This is a genomic window from Gilliamella sp. CG13 (genome assembly GCF_046635805.1).
GTDB classification, from domain to species: Bacteria; Pseudomonadota; Gammaproteobacteria; order Enterobacterales; family Orbaceae; genus Gilliamella; species Gilliamella apicola_I.
The window spans coordinates 583963-606851 of record NZ_JBIDFM010000001.1 but is presented as its reverse complement, the minus strand read 5'-3'; the positions used below and the strand labels follow the sequence as shown (position 1 = coordinate 606851).

General features: G+C 33.9%; 15 protein-coding genes. 12 read left to right on the top strand and 3 right to left on the bottom strand.

The genetic code is table 11. The features are described 5' to 3' along the window. Positions 1-4: 4 nt before the first annotated feature. The 6 genes from ACGH6R_RS02780 (at position 5) to gapA (ending at position 11445) form a co-directional block, all read left to right on the top strand. Positions 5-6316, top strand: a complete 6312-nt coding sequence (locus ACGH6R_RS02780; RefSeq protein ID WP_411598834.1) for a hypothetical protein — start codon at positions 5-7, stop codon at positions 6314-6316. Continuing rightward, entirely contained in the window at positions 6273-6935 is a 663-nt protein-coding gene (locus ACGH6R_RS02775) for a hypothetical protein (protein ID WP_411598833.1), read from the top strand. The genes ACGH6R_RS02780 and ACGH6R_RS02775 overlap by 44 nt, the downstream gene beginning before the upstream one ends. Before the next feature lie 66 nt (positions 6936-7001). Further along, positions 7002-7268 carry a hypothetical protein gene (locus tag ACGH6R_RS02770; protein ID WP_411598832.1) on the top strand — a complete coding sequence of 89 codons (267 nt, stop codon included), beginning with the start codon at positions 7002-7004 and terminating at the stop codon, positions 7266-7268. Between the two features lie 173 nt (positions 7269-7441). Then, positions 7442-7852: a hypothetical protein gene (locus ACGH6R_RS02765; protein WP_411598831.1), complete on the top strand. Its 411-nt coding sequence runs from the start codon at positions 7442-7444 to the stop codon at positions 7850-7852. A gap of 814 nt (positions 7853-8666) precedes the next feature. Further along, positions 8667-10052 carry a hypothetical protein gene (locus tag ACGH6R_RS02760; RefSeq protein WP_411598830.1) on the top strand — a complete coding sequence of 462 codons (1386 nt, stop codon included), beginning with the start codon at positions 8667-8669 and terminating at the stop codon, positions 10050-10052. Between the two features lie 394 nt (positions 10053-10446). After that, positions 10447-11445 (top strand): glyceraldehyde-3-phosphate dehydrogenase, encoded by a 999-nt coding sequence (gapA, locus tag ACGH6R_RS02755; protein WP_065559241.1) that lies wholly within the window; start codon positions 10447-10449, stop codon positions 11443-11445. Between the two features lie 134 nt (positions 11446-11579). Here the strand turns inward: gapA and ACGH6R_RS02750 are convergent, their stop codons facing one another. The 3 genes from ACGH6R_RS02750 to yjgA form a co-directional block, all read right to left on the bottom strand. After that, on the bottom strand, positions 11580-11789 hold the full coding sequence (locus ACGH6R_RS02750) for a cold shock domain-containing protein (protein WP_065559242.1): 210 nt from the start codon (positions 11787-11789) through the stop codon (positions 11580-11582). A 733-nt stretch (positions 11790-12522) separates the two neighbouring features. Further along, positions 12523-13050, bottom strand: coding sequence for an inorganic diphosphatase (gene ppa, locus ACGH6R_RS02745; protein ID WP_065559243.1), 528 nt, complete (start codon positions 13048-13050; stop codon positions 12523-12525). Positions 13051-13122: 72 nt separating this feature from the next. Continuing rightward, positions 13123-13656: a ribosome biogenesis factor YjgA gene (yjgA, locus tag ACGH6R_RS02740; RefSeq protein WP_267361241.1), complete on the bottom strand. Its 534-nt coding sequence runs from the start codon at positions 13654-13656 to the stop codon at positions 13123-13125. Between the two features lie 84 nt (positions 13657-13740). Between yjgA and pmbA the strand changes: the two genes are divergently transcribed. From pmbA to recG, 6 genes are all read left to right on the top strand, one after another. Next, positions 13741-15093 (top strand): metalloprotease PmbA, encoded by a 1353-nt coding sequence (gene pmbA, locus ACGH6R_RS02735; RefSeq protein ID WP_411590837.1) that lies wholly within the window; start codon positions 13741-13743, stop codon positions 15091-15093. An 8-nt stretch (positions 15094-15101) separates the two neighbouring features. Further along, a complete protein-coding gene (locus tag ACGH6R_RS02730; RefSeq protein ID WP_411598829.1) occupies positions 15102-16838 on the top strand; it encodes a SulP family inorganic anion transporter in 1737 nt (578 codons plus the stop codon). A gap of 49 nt (positions 16839-16887) precedes the next feature. Next, entirely contained in the window at positions 16888-18111 is a 1224-nt protein-coding gene (locus tag ACGH6R_RS02725) for a CinA family nicotinamide mononucleotide deamidase-related protein (RefSeq protein ID WP_411598828.1), read from the top strand. A 154-nt stretch (positions 18112-18265) separates the two neighbouring features. Next, a complete protein-coding gene (rpoZ, locus tag ACGH6R_RS02720; protein WP_220216796.1) occupies positions 18266-18556 on the top strand; it encodes a DNA-directed RNA polymerase subunit omega in 291 nt (96 codons plus the stop codon). An 18-nt stretch (positions 18557-18574) separates the two neighbouring features. Then, positions 18575-20689 carry a bifunctional GTP diphosphokinase/guanosine-3',5'-bis pyrophosphate 3'-pyrophosphohydrolase gene (gene spoT, locus ACGH6R_RS02715; RefSeq protein ID WP_267351382.1) on the top strand — a complete coding sequence of 705 codons (2115 nt, stop codon included), beginning with the start codon at positions 18575-18577 and terminating at the stop codon, positions 20687-20689. Continuing rightward, positions 20689-22782: an ATP-dependent DNA helicase RecG gene (gene recG, locus ACGH6R_RS02710; RefSeq protein ID WP_411598827.1), complete on the top strand. Its 2094-nt coding sequence runs from the start codon at positions 20689-20691 to the stop codon at positions 22780-22782. The genes spoT and recG overlap by 1 nt, the downstream gene beginning before the upstream one ends. Positions 22783-22889 lie beyond the last annotated feature (107 nt).

Sequence of the window (22889 nt, the reverse complement as noted above, 5' to 3'; positions counted from 1 at the left end):
TATTATGAAAAATTATAGCAACAACACATCAATTAATTTTTCTAGAGCAGGTGATATTTTCCATTATAGATGGGCTGTTAAACGCTGTCTCAAGCTTTTAGACTTAAATACCAACCTAACCCAGATAACGATTGAAGGCTCTAAGGAGTCTAAATTAGCTGGGGAGTGTGTTATAGATTTAGCTGAATATCGCCAATCTGATGATGGAAGCAAATCTGTAGAGTATTTTCAGTTAAAACACTCAACTGTAAGGGTAAGTGATAGTTTTAGTTTATCTGATTTAAGGGAAACTATAGAAGGCTTTGCAAAGCGTTTTATAGATCTAGAACAATCTGAAAGTAAATTCATCAGTATAAAGTTAACAATTTTAACGAATCGTTTAATTTCAGATTCCTTTAAGACGAATATTAAGAAGTTGGCTAACAGCGGAAAAGTACCTAAAAGTTTCATAGCTACTATCGAAAAATATACGAATCTCAAAGATGTTAAATTAAAACAGTTCTGTCAATGTTTAAGCCTAGATGATTCGGAAGGTAACTATGACGAGCAAAAATTTGATATTCATAAAGAACTATATAAATTAACTGTTTCAAGAAATATTCATGACCGTGAAAAACTGTTAGTGGCTAAAATTTGGGAAAAAATTGAACCAGGTAAATCTAATGTGATAAAACGAGAGGACATATTGGAAGCATTCGATGCTATTAGTATGGATGATTTTTTTCCTGCTCCTCCATTATTTGAACCCATTGAAAACTATATTCCAAGAGAGCAACAAACTAACATTGTTAAATCAATAAAAGAAGCAATAACTCATACTATCATTACCGCAAGCGGGGGTGTTGGAAAATCAATATTAAGCAATAATATTTCTAAAGAATTTGACGAAACGTCAGTGGTTATTGCATATGACTGTTATGGAAATGGTAGTTATCGAAGAACTAGTGCGAAACGTCATGAGACTAAACATGCCTATACTCAAATAATAAATACTTTGGCTAAAGATGGATTGTGTGATCAGGTTATACCTACAAGAAATGAACCTGATGAATATTGGACAAAAATCTTTTTAGGTAGGCTTCGCGAAGCCTGTAACTTACTTAAGTCACAAGATTTGAATGCTCTTTTAGTCATAATTTTTGATGCGGCAGATAATGCTGAAATGGCTGCTGAAGAACAAGGTTCTACATGTTTTGTAAGCAGTCTTATAAGGGAAATTGTGCCTGAAAATTGTAGATTAGTATTTACTTGTCGACCTGAGAGATTAAGCCTTCTTGATCCTCCCAGCACAATTAATAGATTACAGTTGTCTACTTTTTCTGATGAAGAAACCTTGTCGAACCTACATACAAAGTTCCCTGAGGCAAGCCAAGAACAAGCGATTGAATTTAATCGGCTGACTGGTGGAAATCCTCGCGTTCAGGCTAATGCACTGTCACTGAAAGCATCTTCGTTAAGCGAATTGCTATTGTCTTTTGGTTCTCAAATAGTTACTGTTGAAGATTTGATTGAAAGACAATTAGAGCAATCGATCGAAAGAATAAAAGATGAATTTCCCAGAAACTATAGAAATAGTATAGATAATATTTGTACAGGACTTGCAGCACTACCACCATTTGTTCCAATAAGTGTTTTGGCAAGCGCCGCTAATGTATCAAAGGATTCTGTCACAAGCTTTATTGCTGATTTGGGGCGACCTTTATGGCAAATAGATGATATGGTTCAATTCAGGGATGAGCCAACCGAAAAGTGGTTTCAGGATAATTATTCTCCAACACCTGAAAAAATCTATTCTTTTATTCAAGCTATTAAACCATTGGCTCCACAATTCACTTATGTCTCAGAAGTGCTCCCCTTTTTATTGCTTAAAGCCAACCAGTTAGATGAACTTGTGGGACTGGCATTATCTGATGATTATCTGCCTTCGATCAGTAAATACGATGATAATTTGGTTAAAGTACAAAGATTACAATACGCTTTTAAGGCTGCACTTAAGGCGAATAAAATCTACGAAGCAATAAAATTGGCACTGCTAGCTGGTGAAGAAATCGCTGGCAATAAGCGTCAAATCAGTATATTGGCTCACAATATAGATTTAGTAGCAATTTTTTTGACAACAGAACGCATACAAGAGTTAGCGCATAGAAAAGTACTTAGAGGTAACTGGGAGGGTTCAGAAATGGTGTACGCTGCGTCATTATTGTCCACTATCCCTTTATTAAAAGGTGAAGCGCACAACTATTTTCGGTCTGCTCATCATTGGCTTTACCGCTACTTCCAAAAACGAGAAGAAGTTAAAGCTAAAGCTAAAGATGAACATGAACACTTCGATGAGAAGCTGGAAGATAACGAAATTTTAGAATTAGCTTTTACTTTATATCGAATGAATGGCTATAAAAAATGTGTTGATTTCCTTCTTTCATGGAAACCTCCCTGCTGTATCTACAGAGTTACATCTGACTTAATTGAAAGATTAATAGATATTGGTAATTTTGAAGACATTGAATTAATGGCCAGTTATGGAAAAGATAATCCAAGTTTTATCATAGCTATTACCTCGGAGTTAATGAAGGTAGGAAATACGCCCCCGAGGGGCTGTTTAATCCGTTGTCTTAACCAAATTATTCAACCTAAAGCTAGGTTAGATAAAGCGGGCGATGATATTCATAATACTGGATTTTCAAATGACGCTTATTTATCATTTTTTGAAGCCTGTGTTATTCATAGTTTGCCTATAGCGAATATCAGAAGAGGATTAAATTATTACTATAACTCTCTTTCTCTTTATCGAATAACAAATGATCACCAATATGGTAATGCAAGGGAGAGCTTTTTACGTTATTTGTCACTTCAAGCAGCATTGAAAAGCAATTTTAATCTTCGCCTTGATGATTTCATTCCCAATGATTGGCAAAACAAAAATGATACATACGAGGGAAGGCAAGAGCTCGAAAAAGTAAAAGAGTTAGTTGGTAAGCTTTTGCCTTGGTATATGGTAAGAGCTAAAGTTTTATCCGGACTGAAAGTCGATTTAAAAGAAGAACATAAAAATGCGGAATTATTATCGTCAAAAGTAGGACGTAGCTCATACCGTGAATATGATCCATTATCCTTTGAAATTACCAAGGCAAAATTCCAAAATATTTTATTTTGTACATCGGACTATTTGACCGAACTGAAATTATTTTCTGAAAAATATCAAAGTAATCATTTGAAGATATCTTTTCTTGATGATTTTTATTTTCTTCGAGTAAGTTGTCGAAGTGATAAGTTTTTTGATCTAAGCGATTTTATTGAAGAGGGGTGTCGTTCACGCTTAAATAATTACGACTACGATGAATCACCTGAAACACGCTCGGAAAATTTTATTAAATTATCTAGAGCAGTGCTTGCTGCGGGTAAAGATGATGCAGCGGTCTACTTTGATCAAGCACTAAGTAAAGCCTCTGAATTTGGTGAAGAAGGTATTATACGTTGGGAAGCCTTAACCTCAATTGCTAAACAAAGTTCACAGACTAATATAGGCAACCCCGAACTCTCCCATCGATATATGAGATGTGCAGAAATGATAGGAGATTCTGTCGCTCGAGAAAAATATTGGGATAGAAATGATGCGGTTTCAACTTGTTTCCAATTATCAGCAGAGTCAGCTTTTCCTATACTACATCGTTGGAAAGATAGAGACGTTGGCTGGCATGGGAGGCAAATGAATGCTCTCGCATATAGTGCAATTGATTCAAAACTTGCTTCATCAAGTGTTTTGTGGTCATTGTCGGCATTTTCTTGGGAATATGGTCTAGAGGAGTTCTTGGAAAAGTGTATTGCAAATGAACCAGAAAAGGCAAACCAGCAACGAATGCTTAATCACTACATTCGTGATTTGAGAATAAGTGGATATTTTGGTGATGAATGGGTAAAACTTGAAGCGCTGGCTAATAAATACTCTCTTAACTGTTTACCTGAAAAAGAACTCAAGTACTTAAGTGTTAATGATAAGCAAGATAACTCAAGTTATTCACTAAACCATACTGGAGAAACTGAAAAGAAAACGTATCCTTGGAGTACGCTTTATGGGCAATTTGATTTATTAACTGATAATGGTTTTATGAATGCCTATCAATGTTTTGAAAATCAAGGTTATCCAAGAAACACGGATGAGTTTTGGAAAGGCTGCTTTCAGAAAGTCACCTCTAGGGGATTAGGTGCGTTCTTAAATATTATTGCTTATTCAGAAAAATTGGATTTTTGGAATATTAAATGGGCATTTGAACAAATACCTATCGATTGGAAAAACAAAGCTTCTGTTCAAAAACAATGGAATACTGCTATAAAACATATTGCTTCTCGATTTCCAAGTAGATTTACAGAGATATATGAAAGACAATATATATTAGAATCTTTTTTATTGAATGAAGCAACCAATGGAGCTATAGAAAATGGCGTTAATATAGGGCTTTCAAATTCGGTCGATATAGAATCACCTAGCGCTTTATTCAGTTTCGCAAATTACAGTGCTAACAAGCTAACAGTGGAACAAGCTCAAAAAATGATTGATTTTGGGCTTGCAAGACTTGAATCATTTCTTGATGCTGATTATGCCGATGGTTGTTGGAATGAACATAAAAAATTACCAATCAGCCTTCCTCATGCAGTTATTTGTTATATATATGCAAATTTAGGTTCACCTCATGCAGAAGAACGGTGGAGAGCTATTCATGCAGTAACGAGACTATATGATCTTAATTGCCTAAATGAGGTCAATTTACTGTTAGATTGTTATACAAAAGGACTACCCCAGTCATACATCCCAACAAAATATGAATTTTATGATTTACATGCCAAATTGTATTTGCTTGTGGCTTTGACACGATGTGTTCATAAATCCCCCGTGTTATTAATGGGAAATAAGGACTTATTTTCAACAATAGCCATTAATAACGAACAAGGAATATTGTTTCAATATTATGCCAAACAAATATGTTTAATATTAAAAAGTTACTGTTCAGATATTTTTGATGATATTTTATGGGTAAAAATCACACAGGCTTGTACAACTCCGTATCCAACTATAAATAGAGATAAGTATCGATATCATATTGATACTCCTTGGCATAAAGCAAATACTTTAGGTAAGTTGCCCAAAATTAACTTTGGTTATGATTTTGATAGCTATTGGTTTGAACCATTAGGTCGAGTATTTGGTGTCTCAGGACAGCAGGTTGAAGATCTTGCAAAATATGTCTTACAGAATCGATGGCAGATGAGTGTTGAGTCATCATATATAACAGATTCAAGATCTGAACTTTGGAGACAAAGAAGAAACTCTAGAGATACATTTCATTCGCATTCAAGTTACCCTCAAATTGATAACTATGCTTTTTACATTTCTTATCATCTAATGCTTGAAGTCGCCTCAATGTTATTAAGTTCAATGCCAGTTATTAAAAATGACGATTATGACATTGATTGTTGGGAGGATTGGCTCAGTGGTCATCTAATTCTCAATAAAAATGATACCTTACTAGCAGAACTTAGAGATCCTATGCCACTTGAAATGCCAAAATGGTTAAACATTAAAAACGATGAGAATTGGCAATGGCAGATTATTGAAACAGACTTTATTGACCAGTTAATTACTAATGATGATTTTTCTACCTGGCTAAAAGTTAGCGGAGGTTTTGATAATTATAACAATTCAAAGAATGAACATATTTCATTTTCAAGTGTTTTAGTACCCAAGCATCTAAGTAAATCACTAATGTACACTATAGTAAATTTTGAAAATCATTTATATGAATGTTATTTAACTAATTTTTGCGATGACGATTATGACGATGAAAAGAGAAATGATTTTAAATGTAAAGCATGGTTGATGAAAGAAGGTGAAAACAATTATATTGAATCAAAAGATCCTTTTGTTGGCATAATATCTGCTCAGCCATATAAGTTAAAGCAATTTATAGCGGAGCAAATCAAAGTCAAGCATAGCAAGAATTATAAAACCTATAGCTTGTTGTCTAATGATAGCCAATGCTTCAAAAATATGTACTGGAGTGAAGATAAGCCTAATGACTCGGAATCATACATCAGTTCTGGTCATTTGGCACTAGCATCACTCGATTTTTTAAAATTAGTTTGCAATGTTTTGAATGTCGATATAGCAATTCAAGTAAATATTAGTCGAACGCTTAAAGATACTTACAGAGTGAGGAAAAATGAAGATGAACTCGGATACATCCCTAGATACAGTAAAACCTTCATCTTGTCTGGAGATGGAAAACTTAGAGATACAAGAAAAAGTTATCAACTTAGGTAAAAAGCTGCTTTCTAACTTAAAAGACAACAATACTGATGAAATTACAGCTTGGATGGTCAACTATATTGCAGAACTGATGATTAAAGCTGAGAGTGGCAATGAGGCTGATAAAACCAACTGTTTTAATACCATTCTAAAGCTTTGGGAGAATCGCAAGTTACTGCCAGATGGTACTCGACCATTTGAAAGTTTTGAGCCTATATTTCAAGCGTTAGAATCACTTAATCCTGAATCAGTCATACCTCGCTATTTTATAAATTTATATGATGACGAAAGTGATAAAAAACTAGATGAGTCAGCGGGTTGGCTTGAATTGATCAAAAATCTTGACTCAGCTACAAGAACATTAATCACTTTTATGTTTGAACGAGCTATTGAAGATATAACAAATGAAGAAACAAAAGAATGGCTTGAAGCAGTTTCAGGTACTGTTAAGTCTATTGAGCTAGAAATCATTTTTAGTCATATTCATTCTAAAGAAACTAATGAAAAAGAAGAAAGAATGCAGAAATTAGAAAATAGGATTAATCAATTGAAGTTCTTTGAAGAATTATGCTTGCCTGTGAGAGAAAAATTAGAAGAAGAGTTAAAAATTTTAAATAAATCATATGATATATGATCATTAAATAAATATTTTATTACAATATGCATAATGGTATTTTTATTAAACTAAGAAGGGGTTCTAATGTGTGACGAATCAAATGTTGAACTTCAAGAAAGTCACTATTTTCCAAAAGCAATTTATAAAAAATATAATTCACTAGCTAAAAACGATTCGGGTATAGTTCTTGTTAAAGAGAATACTAAACGAAAATTATCAGTTCAGTTAAAACAATATTTGCTCAGTAAAACATGTGAGAATAGACTTAAGCGTGGAGAGGATTATTTTTTTGAAATATCGAATCTTAATAATAAAAAAAAGCATCAAGAAAATATAGAAAAAACTTTATGAAGTTATTTTAAATTCCAATCCAGAACTAAAAAAAAGATATCTCGGATGAAGAAATAACAAAAATAGCCTTTAAATATTCTGAAGCTAACAAACTATTAGATAACACCCAACCTATTTTATTAAAGTCATTTGAGGCATTTTATAAAAAGAATAATGATTAAAGTGCTAGCAATATGCTGGCTAATATAGATAACGATTTGTTACATTATTTTATTGTTAGTATTTTCTGGCGCTCATCATTTAAATGGAATGAAGCTAAAAAAATAGAATTCCCTGAAAGGGTTATTAAGGAAATGAAAGAATATCTTATAGATCCACAGAAAAACCCAAAATCTTTTCATATCATTATTATACCTATCTTTGATTTGTGGTATAGCTTGATGTTTGTAGTTCCACTTAAAAATGAAAGTTATATGTTTTTAATTAATAACTTTGTGTTTTATCTTGTAGTTGGTGATAATAAAGATAATTATATGACTTATAAAATACATAATGAACTAACTCGAGAATTAAAAAACTGTATAGTTGGGGCTTTTAAAAAAGCAAAAGTAAAGGGAAAAGAACCTATTGATATTACTTGGTAATCATTATCAAATTTAAAGTAACCATATAAGTATTAATTAGCTAGTGTAACAAAAAATATAACAAACCATTTTAATTAAATAAAAATCCTTAAAAATCAATTTAACCACACAAGCGCATCATTGGTGTGTGGTCGGTGAAGTTGTCGTATTCGGTCATATTATCAATTCTTTTTTATCTAAAACTCAGGCGATTACTATATATCTACTCTTACTCACTTATCGCAAAATCTTTGATTTTGCTCTTAAGTAACTAGGTAACTGTCTTAAAAACCCTAAAAATCGGTGAAACTTATTATATTAGGCATTGTTTAATATTAAATGATTGTATCACTTTATAGGCTGTATTGAAAATGAGGGGATTTGATGTGAGTAATATTAGATTATTTATAAATTAGGTTTAAAAAGACTAGTTTAATTATATTCTAAAATAGCGAATTCTTTATTTAATTAACTGATTAAATGATGGTTTTATATCTCACGGCAATATTTAGTCATTGTCATTAAAAGGGTAACACATGAACCAAAAAAATTGGATAATTTGTCTCAATCACGTTAGTTAACGATTGCAAAAGAAGCAAATATTGACAATAAAATTGACTTCTTCAATTTATAATATGACTTTTCAAAAATATTAATAATGATAAAGAATTTGCTTTAAAAGTCTTATTATTTCTTAAATTAATCATCTTTATTGTTTAAAAATTTAGCATTAAATGAAAAAAATAAGATTAATTTTTTTCATAAGATCACTAAATCAAACTGTTTTTATTCTAACTGTCTGATAATTAATTAATAAATAGAGAAAGGAAATAATATGCGGATAGTTTTAGCGATTTTGTTGGTGTTTTGTTTAACGGCTTGCCATGTTCGTACGGCTGATCAAGCTTATAACGAAGGGAAATATGTAGAAAGTATTAGTTTATTAACGGCTACTATTGGTGAAAAAGGCGAAGCAAAATTTAATGAAGAAAGTGCCGAAAAATTACGGGGATTGGTTAGTAATGTGATGAAACATTACGAGACAATCATTAATAGTAGTGCTAGTACTGATTATCAAGCACGTATTGATAGTTATGAATCGCTTCGAAAAATCAATTTAATGTTAGTTAATCGTTTTTATAGTCAAACTGTTGCATTTTTTAACGATAAATATCCAGTGAGTAAATTAGATCAACTTATTGCAAAAGAGTATTACGATTATGGTAATTCGATAAAAGGTACGGATAGTGAAAGTTACAAAATAAAAGCTGACTTATATTTAAAAGGTTCAGAACGGTATAAATATAAAGATATTTTTACTTTATATAAAAATGCTAAAAAGCAACATTTGGATATTGAAGCAAAACAACACTATGATTTAGGTAAAACATTTTCGCAACAGGGTAGTTATCATGAAGCATCCCTAGAATATCTTAAAGCTTGGGAAGTTTATAAGCCAATAGGCGAATATAAAGATAGTTTTAAACTCTATGAGGATAATAAAAGAAAACATGTTACTGCGCTAGCAAAAGAGTATTATGAAAAAGCCTCGTCACTTGAAAAAATAGCTTATAAACGCAAAATTTATCGTGAAGCGGCTAAATATTATGAGGCAGCCAATTCAGCCTATGAACAGTTCGGTTCATACCGTGATGCCAGCGCTAGAGCGAGTCGTTGTAAATTAAAGGGACGCGTTAATGTGTATGTTAAAGATTCCGACTATCTTAGCTGGGTAAAACAAGTTTTTAACGCTGATTATATATACTTTGTTGATCATAGTTCACAAGCTAATATCATTATAGATATTAATGCCAAATCTGACTATATTCATATGAAACCGTATGAAAAAAATGAAGTAAAAACAGAAAAATATGTAGAAAGAATGAGCGAAAAAACCGATGATAAGGGTAATAAAATTAAAGTTCCAATTTATAAAGAGCAAAAATTCAACTTAAAGACTATCACTAATTCAAAAAAATACATTTTTACTACTGATATCGAAATAACCGGAGAAATCAGTAATTCTAAACGTTTGATAAGCGAAGCCATCTCTTCTAAAACGGATTATATCTATTCGGGCGATGTTCCAAGTAAATTTCATAACTCACAAGCAGGCGAGTGGAAGTCCAAATCAACGTTAAAATCTGAAGCACATTATACGCAAGGTGAGGATATCAGAAACCATTTAAAACAATTTATTGATAAGATGAGTTCTTTATAATAATTGTTAATTATCGCTCAAAAATAGAATCCCACAAAATTGATAATGTGGGATTTTTTATTTTAATCGTCTTTTAGTATAACTTAACGTCTGATATGGATTAATTGATACCTTTTAATTTATTAAATGTAATCGTGCGATTATCTAAAATTTAGCACCTTAATTATGATCAATTTAACTCTGACAATTTAGTTAAAAATTATCATTGTCATTGCTCAATCCAATCACAGTCTTATATAAAATATAACTAACCTATATCCTATGATTATTAAGATAATTTTCATTTTAATTTATTCTTGCCAATTATTCTGAATCAGCTTGAATAAACCTTAAAAATTTGGTAGTTTACTGTTAGTTATTTTATCATTTAACACAAATAAAGAAGGTAATTTTTATGACAATCAAAGTAGGTATTAATGGATTTGGCCGTATTGGTCGTATTGTTTTCCGTGCTGCACAAAAACGCTCTGATATTGAAATCGTTGCTATCAATGATTTATTAGACGTTGAGTATATGGCGTACATGCTTAAATATGATTCAACTCACGGTCGTTTTGATGGTACTGTTGAAGTTAAAGATGGCAAATTAATCGTTAACGGTAAAACAATCCGCGTTACAGCTGAAAGAGATCCTGCAAACTTAAAATGGAACGAAGTGGGTGTTGATGTTGTTGCTGAAGCAACAGGTTTATTCTTAGATGATGCAACTGCTCGTAAACACATCCAAGCGGGTGCTAAAAAAGTTGTTTTAACTGGTCCTTCTAAAGATAGCACGCCTATGTTTGTTATGGGTGTTAATGATAAAGATTATGCTGGTCAAGATATCGTATCTAATGCGTCATGTACCACTAACTGTTTAGCGCCTTTAGCTAAAGTAATCAATGATAACTTTGGTATCGTTGAAGGCTTAATGACAACTGTTCATGCAACTACAGCTACTCAAAAAACGGTAGATGGTCCATCTCACAAAGATTGGCGTGGTGGTCGTGGTGCAGCACAAAACATCATCCCTTCATCAACTGGTGCAGCTAAAGCAGTAGGTAAAGTTATTCCTGAATTAAACGGTAAATTAACTGGTATGGCTTTCCGTGTTCCAACTCCGGATGTTTCTGTTGTTGACTTAACTGCTCGTTTAGCAAAACCTGCTAAATATGAAGATATCTGTAAAGTGATCAAAGCGGCTTCAGAAGGCCCAATGAAAGGCGTTCTTGGTTACACTGAAGATGATGTTGTTTCAACTGATTTCTTAGGTGAAGTTTGTACTTCTGTATTTGATGCAAAAGCGGGTATCCAAATCAGCGATACTTTTGTTAAATTAGTTTCTTGGTACGATAACGAAGTTGGCTATTCAAATAAAGTTTTAGATTTAATTGCGGTTGTATCTAAAAAATAATGACTAATTTTTAGTTTTCTAAAAAGTGACCAAATGGTCACTTTTTTTTCGCTAAAATCTTATAGCCTTACAAAATAAAAACGCTCATTTTTTAAAAATGAGCGTTTTCACTAATATATATACTACGATATTAATTAGATTACGACAACTTCTGATGCCGCTGGTCCGCGAGGGCTATCTTGAATAGCAAATTCGACTTGTTGACCTTCAGCTAGAGTTTTAAAACCTTCCCCCGAGATTGCTGAAAAGTGAACAAATACGTCTTTGCTCCCATCGGTTGGTGTGATAAATCCAAAACCTTTACTCTCGTTAAACCATTTTACTTGGCCTGTTTTCTTATTCATTTACTAGATATCCTAACAATAATTAATATTTTGCCTTTAAGGCACGTATAGACTTTTATGCAATATAAATTAATCAACTTACAAACTAGATGATGCGTTAAAAACACCCCCTAATTGTTAAACGTTTTCATAAAAAAATATTGCTTCATAAGTCTGTTACTATTACCGCATAATTTATAATCGAAAGCAAGATATTAATGACAATTTTTTCATCTTAGGATGAAGTTTTTTATAAAATTTTTAGATATAATGGTTAAATTTGATAAATAGCAAATTATTGAAGGGTTTTTGATTTAAATTTATTTCGAAAGTAAAGATTATTTAAGCAGATTAAGGCATGTAAGATGTAAATTTAAAAATTAGTATTAACGATTACTTTTAGGTTTCTTTTAAATACATTGTTTTATCTTTTCTTTATATCAAACGTTTACATACGTTTTATCTGTAGGTTTACAACTTACTGTTAAAGATGTGAATCACAATGTGGTTAATTATGTCATTTATGTCATATAAGGCTTGCAATTTGCCTTATTGAGATAAGATTGCCAGCTTAAATTATCTAAGCTAAATATCATTAAATTGGATATTCACTTATTTTTCATCTCATCTGTTAAAAAGGCATTGTTATTGATTTAATTACTTTCTGCTATTCTTTATTTAAAAATAAAAGCTATAAGTAAAGACTTATAGCTTTTAATTAACCATTATTATGAAAATTGATAGCAAATATTAATTATTTTTTAGCTCTCTCAAAAGATTCAATAATTTCTTTGCGAGCAGCATCGGCATTTTCCCAACCGTCAACTTTTACCCATTTTCCTTTTTCTAATGCTTTGTATTGTTCGAAAAAGTGTTTAATTTGAGATTTTAGTAATTCAGGTAAATCATCCACATCTTTGATGTGATCATACTCTTTAGATAATTTAGTATGTGGTACGGCAACCAATTTAGCATCTTGACCGGCTTCATCAGTCATTTTTAATACACCAACAGGACGGCAACGAATCACTGAACCAGGTTGTAATGGATACGGTGTTGGAACTAAAACGTCAACAGGATCGCCATCAAGCGATAATGTGTTATTAATATAACCATAGTTACATGGATAAAACATTGCTGTTGCCATAAAACGGTCAACAAAAACTGCACCTGTATCTTTGTCTACTTCATATTTAATTGGATCCGAATTTGCTGGAATTTCAATTACTACATAAATATCATCCGGTAATTCTTTACCTGCTGGTACATTTAAAAGTCCCATTTTTGTATCCTCTATCTTGGTTAATAATTTACAATATTGTTTCTGATATGAAATGAGCGAACATTATAAAGATTATTCGGCGTTGCTCAATTCTTTTAAGTATTGAAAAATCTGTTTGGCTGTTTTTGGTGGTTTATTGGATTCTCGTTCTTTTTTAGCCTGACGGGCAAGCGTACGCAGTTGTTGTCTGTCTGCTATAGGAAAGAGTTCGATAATGTTTTCTGCATCACCTGTTTCAATCAATTCGTCACGTAACTTTTCTAGTTTATGAAATAAGGCAACTTGTTGGTTATGACGGTTTTTAAGCTTGTCTAAAGCTTGCGTGATAGGATCGATATTGCGGCTACGAAGCAATTTGCCAATATATTGTATTTGTCTTCGATATCCCTCTTTTTTGATTTTTTGAGCAAGTTCGATAGCATAAAGTAAATCTTCATCAAGAGGGATTTTAGTCAGTTCATTTTTGCTTAAATTGACCAATTCTACGCCCATTTTTTTCAAAATTTCGGCATCTCGTTTGATTTCACTTTTACTGACATAAATAATTTCATCATCCATATCAGTATCAAATTCTTGGTCAATGATTAAATCTTTAGGGTTATTCATAGGATTTCTTTTGTTAATAGTTAACTAAAATTGAATTCTGGCTTATTATAACGTATCACTAGCAGAATTGTAGAAAATAATAAAATGAGTATTGAACAGATTAAAAAAGATGCCCAAAGACAACAAGATAAGTTATCAAATATTGTTGCTCAAGCTATTGAACTGGCTAAACCTCGTGTTGATTCAGTTGAAGTTTCAATTAACCAAGCAACTGGTATTGGTGTAAGTACTCGACAAGGGGAAACTGAAAATGTTGAATTTAATAGTGATGGTGCATTATCTATAACCGTTTATAAAGAACAACGCAAAGGAAATGCATCAACTAATGATTTATCGCCACATGCAATAAATCAAGCTATCGATATGGCAATTAATATTATGCAATATACTTCTGCTGATCCTTGTTCTGGTTTAGGAAACTTAGATCAGATGGCATTGAATCCTCCTGATTTAGATCTTTTTTATCCCAGTGATTTAGACGTGGATAAGGCTATTGAGCAGGCAAAACAAGCTGAGCTAGCAGCCCTTGCCAATGCTGACATTATGAGTAGTGACGGCGGTTATTTTAGTAGTAAATATGGTGTGTATGTATATGGTAATAGTCTTGGTATGTTACAAGGCTACTGTGCAAGTTCTCATTCGTTGTCTTGTACAGCGATTGCTGAACAGGCGGGAAAAATGGAACGAAACTATGCTTACACTTCATCGCGTGATATTAAGGCTCTCAAATCCCCTAGTTGGGTTGGGCAGCAAGCAGCAGAAAGAACAATTGCGCATTTAGGGGCTAAACAAATTTCTACCATGCAAGTACCCGTACTGTTTAGTGCAGAAGTTGCAGTTGGATTAATAAGGCACTTAGTGGGTGCAATTAGTGGCGGTGCAATCTATCGCAAATCATCATTTTTACTTGATAGCGTGGGTAAACAGATTTTTCCTTCATGGCTAACTATTTTTGAAGATCCACATATTTTAAAAGGTGTTGGTTCATCGCCTTTTGATAGTGAAGGAACCAAAACAATTAAACGAAATATCATTGAAAACGGTGTATTGCAAACCTACTTGCTTAGTCATTATTCAGCCAGAAAGCTTGGTTTAACATCAACAGGTCATGCGGGAGGAATTCATAACTGGCTTGTATCGCCAAGTGAGCATGATGCTGATTTTAAAACCATGTTGAAAAAATTGGATAAAGGGGTTGTGATTACTTCGCTTATGGGGCAAGGTGTGAATAATGTAACGGGCGACTATTCACGTGGTGCGACAGGTTTTTGGGTTGAAAAAGGTGAAATTCAATATCCAATAAATGAAATAACCGTTGCTAATAACCTAAAAGATATGTATAAAAATATTGTAGCAATAGGGAATGATCTTGAAACACGCAGTAATATTCAATGTGGTTCAATATTGATAGATAAAATGAGTATAGCAGGGAAATAGGATGAAAAATGGGAAAGTTAGTCAGTAGTACGTTTTTCCAAAAAATCACATTATGGATGCCAGGACTAATCAGTTTCTTACATTATAAACGTGAATATTTAAACGCAGATATAAAAGCCGGATTATCCGTAGCCGCGGTATCCTTACCGGTATCGATTGCTTATGCTGAGCTAACAGGTGTTGGTGCTATTGCGGGGCTATACTCAACTATTTTACCGCTTATTGTCTATGCCCTTTTTGGATCGTCTAAACAGTTGATTGTAGGACCCGATACCGCAACGTGTGCGGTGGTTGCTGCGGTTGTTTTTCCTTTAGCTGCAGATGATCCCATGTTACGTTGGCAACTGGTGGTGCTGCTGACAATTATGATTGGTATTTGGTGCATCATTGCCGGCAAATTTCATCTTGGCGCTTTAGCAGATTTACTCAGTCAACCTATTTTGATTGGTTTGTTAAATGGTATTTCTATTACAATCATTGTCGATCAATTAGCGAAAACATTTGGTTTTCATTATGACTATTCTTACCTTATTGAACGTGTGGTTTATTTACCGGTTAAGCTTTATCAATCACATTTAGGCACGACATTTATATCTTTCATAACATTATTGATTCTCATTGCTTTTAAGAAATATAAACCACGTTACCCGGCACCACTTTTTGCTGTTGTGATAATGACTTTATTTTCATGGCTGTTTAATTTTGAACATTTTGATATCCACATTATTGGTAATGTAACTGGTGATTTTATACCATTGGAAGCTTGGATTGATTTTGACAAAGGATTAATGCGTGATTTAGTTGTTCCCTCATTGAATATTGCTGTTATCTGTTTTGTGAGTATGATGATTACCGTACGAAGTTTTGCGACAAAAAATAATTATGAAACGAATGCCGATGTTGAATTTAAGGCATTAGGCATGGCAAATATTGCAGCAGGTCTTTCACAAGGATTTGTTGTAAGTGGTACTTCGTCACGAACGGCAGTGAACGATGCGAATGGTGGAAAAACTCAGCTTGTATCGATAATCGCTGCGGCATTAATAGGATTTGTGGTACTCTTTTTGTTGTCACCGTTACAATATATTCCAACTAGTGTCCTTGGCGTGATTTTGATATATTCCTCGATCTCGCTAATTAATGTACAAACAATTTTGCGTTTTTTTAAATATGACCGTGACGCATTTTATTTAAGCTTATCAACATTTATTGCGGTATTACTTATCGGTATTATACCGGGTATGGCTTTAGCAGTATTATTAGGCATCTTTTTGTTTCTACGTCGCGTTTTTCGACCTAAAGATCAGTTATTAGGGGTTGATGATGACGGACGAATTCATTCATTAGGCAAAGATGTTAAACCTGTTAGTAATACGATAATTTATCGATTCAATTCACCTTTAACGTATTTTAATATTGCTTATTTTAAACGAAGAATCATTAGTTATATTGACGAATCAGAGCAACCTGTTAATTATGTTATCGTCGATGCGATTCCTTGCTTTACTTATAAAGATGTCAGTGTATTATCGGGTATTAACGAATTAGTTAATGCATTAAAAGTACGTAATGTGGTTTTAATCTTATCAGGTAGACGCAAAACCCTTAAAAATTGGTTTAAACAAATGAATATTACCCCTGAACATGATTACATTGAATTTACTTACGATCTCTATTTTGCTGTTAAGTTAGTTCAAAGTAGGGAACATATGGACAATAAAAATGAAGACGAGGATACGGATTAATTAACGCCCCCTTTTTTGTTCAATTAATGATGTCAAAAGGTGCAGAACCATGATGAATAGGAACAATAATCACGTTAAGATCGAAATGATAAGTACCGGCGATGAAATTTTATATGGTCAAATAACCGATACGAATGCAGCTTGGCTTTCTGAACTATTTTTTCAAGAAGGTATTTTAATCACGACTCGCCACACAGTTGGTGATAATCTTAACCAGCTTACCCAAACATTACAAGAACGTAGTCTGATCAATGATATCATTATTGTTAATGGGGGGCTTGGGCCAACCAGTGACGATTTAACAGCACAAGCGGCAGCTTTAGCCAATCATGAAGCACTGGTACTCAATCAGCAGTGGTTGACACAAATTGAACGTTATTTTGCCAGTTGCGGTAACGTGATGCCGTCAAGCAACCTTAAACAAGCTTTATTGCCGCAAAGTGCTATATTAATTGATAATCCAATAGGAACAGCCTGCGGATTTAAAATGCACATCAACGGTTGTATTGTGTTTTTTACGCCTGGTGTGCCTGCTGAATTTAAAGAGATGATCAAAACTCTTGTATTACCAGAAATTAAATTATCCTTTCCAAAATTAGAAAAAACGCTCTGCTATCGATTAACTATTATCGGGCGCACTGAAAGTGATTTAGCCACCGAGCTAACATCTAAATTAGATATTCCAAAAGATATCGTGATTGGTTATCGTGCTGCGATGCCTATTATTGAATTAAAATTGAGTGGTCCTCAACACAAAAAAGACACGTTGGATAGTTTATGGCGAAAAACTAAATCTATTGTTGATGACAATTTGCTTTACGAAGGCATGATTAGCAAAGACAGTGAACTCGGTTTAGCCAAAGTTGTTTCAGGGCTATTACATGAAAAAGATTTAACTATCGCAGTGGTCGAACAACAATCAGCAGGGATAATTAGTTATCAATTATTTGAAACCGATGCACCCATCGCAAAATCAGAAGTGATTCCATTATTATTTGAAGATCCCAAAGATTATCTTTGGCATATTATGACCCAATATAGAGCTGATATTGTATTAGGTATGGTTAATTTTAAAGAAAAGAACAGTCAATTTACGTTAATCATTACCACAGCAAAGCAAACTATCCAAGTTAATTTAAAATATATTGGTCGAAAACTTTCACGGCATGAAGAGTTACAAACTTTTTCAGCAATAGCGTTAGATGCTTTACGTCGTTATTTGTTAAATAAACCAATAATTGCTTCTAATGCTTGGCTCGATATTTTGGATTAAGTTAAACGATAATGTGATGTTTTTTAGACTGGGAATGGTTAATTTTAACTATCTTAACAATAGTATGATATTAATATAGACAATTCCCCACAAAATTAAGTAAAATAACGGATCTTCCAAATTACATAAACTAGTAAATACATTAGAGGTAAAAATGGCTCGAGTAACTGTTCAAGATGCTGTAGAAAAAATTGGTAATCGCTTTGATCTAGTTTTAGTTGCAGCAAGACGCGCACGTCAATTGCAAGTTGAAAACAAATCACCATTAATTCCAGAAGAAAACGATAAAGAAACCGTTGTTGCTTTACGTGAAATTGAAGATGGTCTTGTTAATAAACAAATTCTTGATACAGCTGATTTTCAAGCTCGTCAGGAAGAAGAAGCAGAAGTGCGTTCTACACTGCATGAATCGATCCTTCTTGAAAATACGCCATCATACGAATAAGCGCTATAGGAATTGCCTATGCAATATTTTGATAGCTTAAAAGAGGTTGTAGCATCTTATCTTCCACCCAAACAAGTTGAACTTATTAAAGATGCTTATCTTTTTGCTCAGAAAGCACATGAAGGGCAATTTCGATCTAGTGGTGAACCTTATGTCACGCATCCTGTTGCTGTGGCATCAATTTTAGCCGATATGCGGCTTGATTATGAAACCATCATTGCTGCACTATTACATGATACGATTGAAGATACACCAGTTACTTTCCAAGATATCACAAATCATTTTGGTAAACATGTTGCAGTGTTAGTTGAAGGTGTATCCAAACTTGATAAATTAAAATTTCGTAATCGACAAGAGGCTCAAGCTGAAAATTTTCGGAAAATGGTGCTCGCCATGACCGAAGATGTGCGAGTGATTTTAATTAAACTGGCTGATCGTACGCATAATATGCGAACACTTGCTGCATTAAGACCAGACAAACGCCGTCGTATTGCAAAAGAAACGCTTGAAATTTATGCTCCATTAGCTCACCGTTTAGGTATTCACCATATTAAAACTGAACTCGAAATTTTAGGATTCACGGCGATGCATCCTAATCGAGCCAAAGTAATTGAAAATGTGATAAAAGCAGCTCGAGGTACACGTAAAGAATTAATTCAACAGATTTTATCGGAAATACGTGGTCGTTTAGCTGAAGCAAATATCGAGGCGGAAGTTGAAGGATTAGAAAAAAATATCTACGTGATTTATCAAAAAATGCAAATGCGTGAACAGCATTTTCATTCTATCATGGATATTTATATTTTTCGGATCGTTGTGAAAGATGTTGATGCCTGTTATCGTGCACTTGGTCTTGTTCACAATCTGTATAAACCTCGCCTTAATCGCTTCAAAGACTATATTGCAATTCCTAAAGCTAACGGTTATCAGTCATTGCATTCTTCATTAATTGGACCACATGGTACGCCAGTTGAAGTGCAAATACGTACTGAAGATATGGATCAAATGGCTGAAATGGGCGTTGCCGCACATTGGGTTTATAATGCCAATGATGAGCTGAATAATACAACGGCGCAAATCAAAGCACAGCGTTGGATGCAAAGTCTATTAGAGTTGCAACAAAGTGTGGGTAACTCTTTTGAATTTATTGAAAATGTGAAATCTGACCTGTTTCCGAAAGAAATTTATGTTTTTACCCCTAAAGGAAGAATAGTACAGTTACCGGAAGGTTCAACCGCCGTAGATCTTGCTTACGCTGTCCATTCTGATATTGGCTATCAATGTATCGGCGCAATTGTTGACCGAAAACCTTATCCACTTTCACAGCCATTAAGTAATGGTCAAACCGTTGAAATTATCACGTCGCCTGAAGGTCGTCCGAATGCAAATTGGCTTAATTTTGTTGTGAGTGCTAAAGCCAGATCACGTATTAGACAAGCGTTAAAAATGTTAAAACGTGATGATGCAATTGAATTAGGTAGAAGACTATTGAATCTGTCATTATTAAAAACAGGTGGCATCAATTCACTTAAAGCTAAACAAATTGCGAAAATTGTTGAGATAACGCAGTTACAATCTTTTGATGATGTCTTAGCCGAGATTGGTCTTGGTAATATAATGAGCCATTTTATTGTCAAAGGATTGGAACACAAAGAATTGTTTCAAAATAACAACGACACAAATAAAACCTTAGTCATTACTGGTAGTGAAGGGGTTTTAGTCACATTTTCGAAATGTTGTCACCCAATTCCCGATGATCCGATTGTCGGTCAAGTGAGTCCTGAAAAAGGATTAATTGTCCATCATGAATCATGTCGAAATGTCACGGGATACCAAAATAATCCTGAAAAATACATCTCTTTAAAATGGGCGACTGATATCACTCAACAATTTGTTGCTGAAATATGGGTAGATATTTCCAACAACCAAGGAGCACTTGGGCATATTCTTTCAATTATTAATGATGAAAAAGCGCATTTGCAATGGCTTAATACCGAACAGAAAGATCGACAAATTTATACAGTCATTTTGCAAGTTGAAGTTAAAAATCGTCAGCAGCTCAATGAGTTAATGCGTAAAATTTCATTGCAGCAAGATGTTGTAAGTGTCTCACGTAATATTAATAAGCGATGATGGCAAATCGATTTTTAAGTCAGGTTCCGATAATAAAATTGAGCGGAATTGGCTCTAACCTTGAAAAAAAATTCAATGCATTAGGTATCTATACTGTTCAAGATCTTTTATTACACTTTCCGTTACGTTACGAAGATCGCACCTCATCTTGTCCTATAAGTGAGGTTGCTATTGGTGAGCACACTACCATAGAAGGTCGAATCATCAAGTGTGAAGTGGTGCTTAGACGTCGACAAATGTTAATTTGTCATATTCAAGATGATTCGGGCATAGCAATATTAAGATTCATGCATTTCAATGCAGGCATAAAAGCAAGTTTAGCACTTGGCAATTGGGTTAGTGCTTATGGTGAGATAAAAAAAGGAAAATTAGGCGCTGAAATTATTCATCCTCAATATAAAATTATTGCTAATCCAGCAGACAAATCTAAAAAATTATTGGATGATCAAGAAAAATATACCCCAGTCTATCCAACCACCTATGGATTAACTCAAAATGTCATTCGTAAATTAATTGCTTCTGCGTTATTACTGTTAAAACGTAATCCACCCAAAGAAATTCTGCCTAAGTCAATAGCAAATCATTTTTTACCAGCATTGGAATCATTAAATATCATTCACAATCCTCCAATTGGTACCGATATCACTCAATTATCTGCAGGGGAACATCCTGCTATCAAACGTTTTATTTTTGAAGAGCTACTTGCTTATCATCTGAGTATGTTAATGCTAAAAGTCGATAACCAAAAACAGCAAGCCCGTATTTATCGCCCAACGCAACAATTTATTGAGCCTTTTTTAGCCTCGTTACCCTTTAAACCCACTAACGCACAACAACGTGTTGTACACGATATCTATCACGATATGGCAAAACCAGTCCCAATGATGCGATTAATTCAAGGGGATGTGGGATCTGGAAAAACGTTAGTCGCGGCTTTAGCGGCATTAAATGCGATTGAAAATGGTGCGCAGGTTGTCTTAATGGCACCGACCGAGATATTAGCTGAGCAACACTATAATAACTTTAAACAATGGTTTGATCCGTTGGGTATTACCGTTGATTGGTTATCAGGGCGTTTGACTGCTAAAAATAAAAGATTGCGTTATGAACAAGTAAAAAGTGGGGATATTAGATTGTTAATTGGCACACATGCCGTATTTGTTGATAAAGTTGAATTTGCTTCGTTAGGACTGGTGATTATCGATGAACAGCATCGCTTTGGTGTGAATCAAAGACTGAGTTTATGGGAAAAGGGAATCCAAGATAACGACTATCCTCATCAGCTAATTATGACAGCTACTCCGATTCCACGAACATTAGCCATGACGGTATATGCTGACTTAGATGTCTCTATCATTGATGAGTTACCCCCGGGGCGCACACCTGTCACAACTGTTGTGATTCCAAATTCTCGGCGTGATGAAATTATTGAACGCGTTAATCAAGCTTGCCTGGAAAATCGTCAAGTCTATTGGGTTTGTACATTAGTCGAAGAGTCGGAAACATTAGATGCCCAAGCCGCTGAAATACTGGTTGAAGAGCTCAAAGAAAAAATGCCACATTTAACGATTGGGCTGGTTCATGGCAAAATGAAGTCGGACGAAAAACAATCGGTAATGCAGAATTTTAAACAAGGTGTCATCCAATTGCTCGTCGCCACAACGGTTATTGAAGTGGGTGTCGATGTGCCAAATGCAAGCTTGATGATTATTGAAAATGCGGAAAGATTAGGTCTGGCGCAATTGCATCAATTACGTGGTCGTGTAGGTAGAGGAACGGCGGTATCTCATTGTGTATTAATGTATCAAGCCCCATTAAGCAAAGTTGCACAAGCAAGAATGAAAGTCATGCGTGACAGTAATGATGGTTTTGTGATTGCGCAAAAAGATTTAGAAATACGTGGTAGTGGGGAGATTTTGGGCACGCGTCAAATGGGGATAGCTAACTTCAAAGTTGTGGATTTAATCCGTGATCAACATTTGATAAGTCAAGTTCAAAAAGCCTCTTATTTTTTACAACAACAACACTCCGAAAGTGTGAAAGAGCTGATTGACTGTTGGCTTCCGGATAGACAAAAATATATTAATGCCTAGTATTTTCATTTTCTTATTAGTTTATTCATACAAACAGATAGATAATTTCAGTGAATTGATTCCACATTTATTCATGGCAGAGAATATAAAAAGTGGACATTGAATCT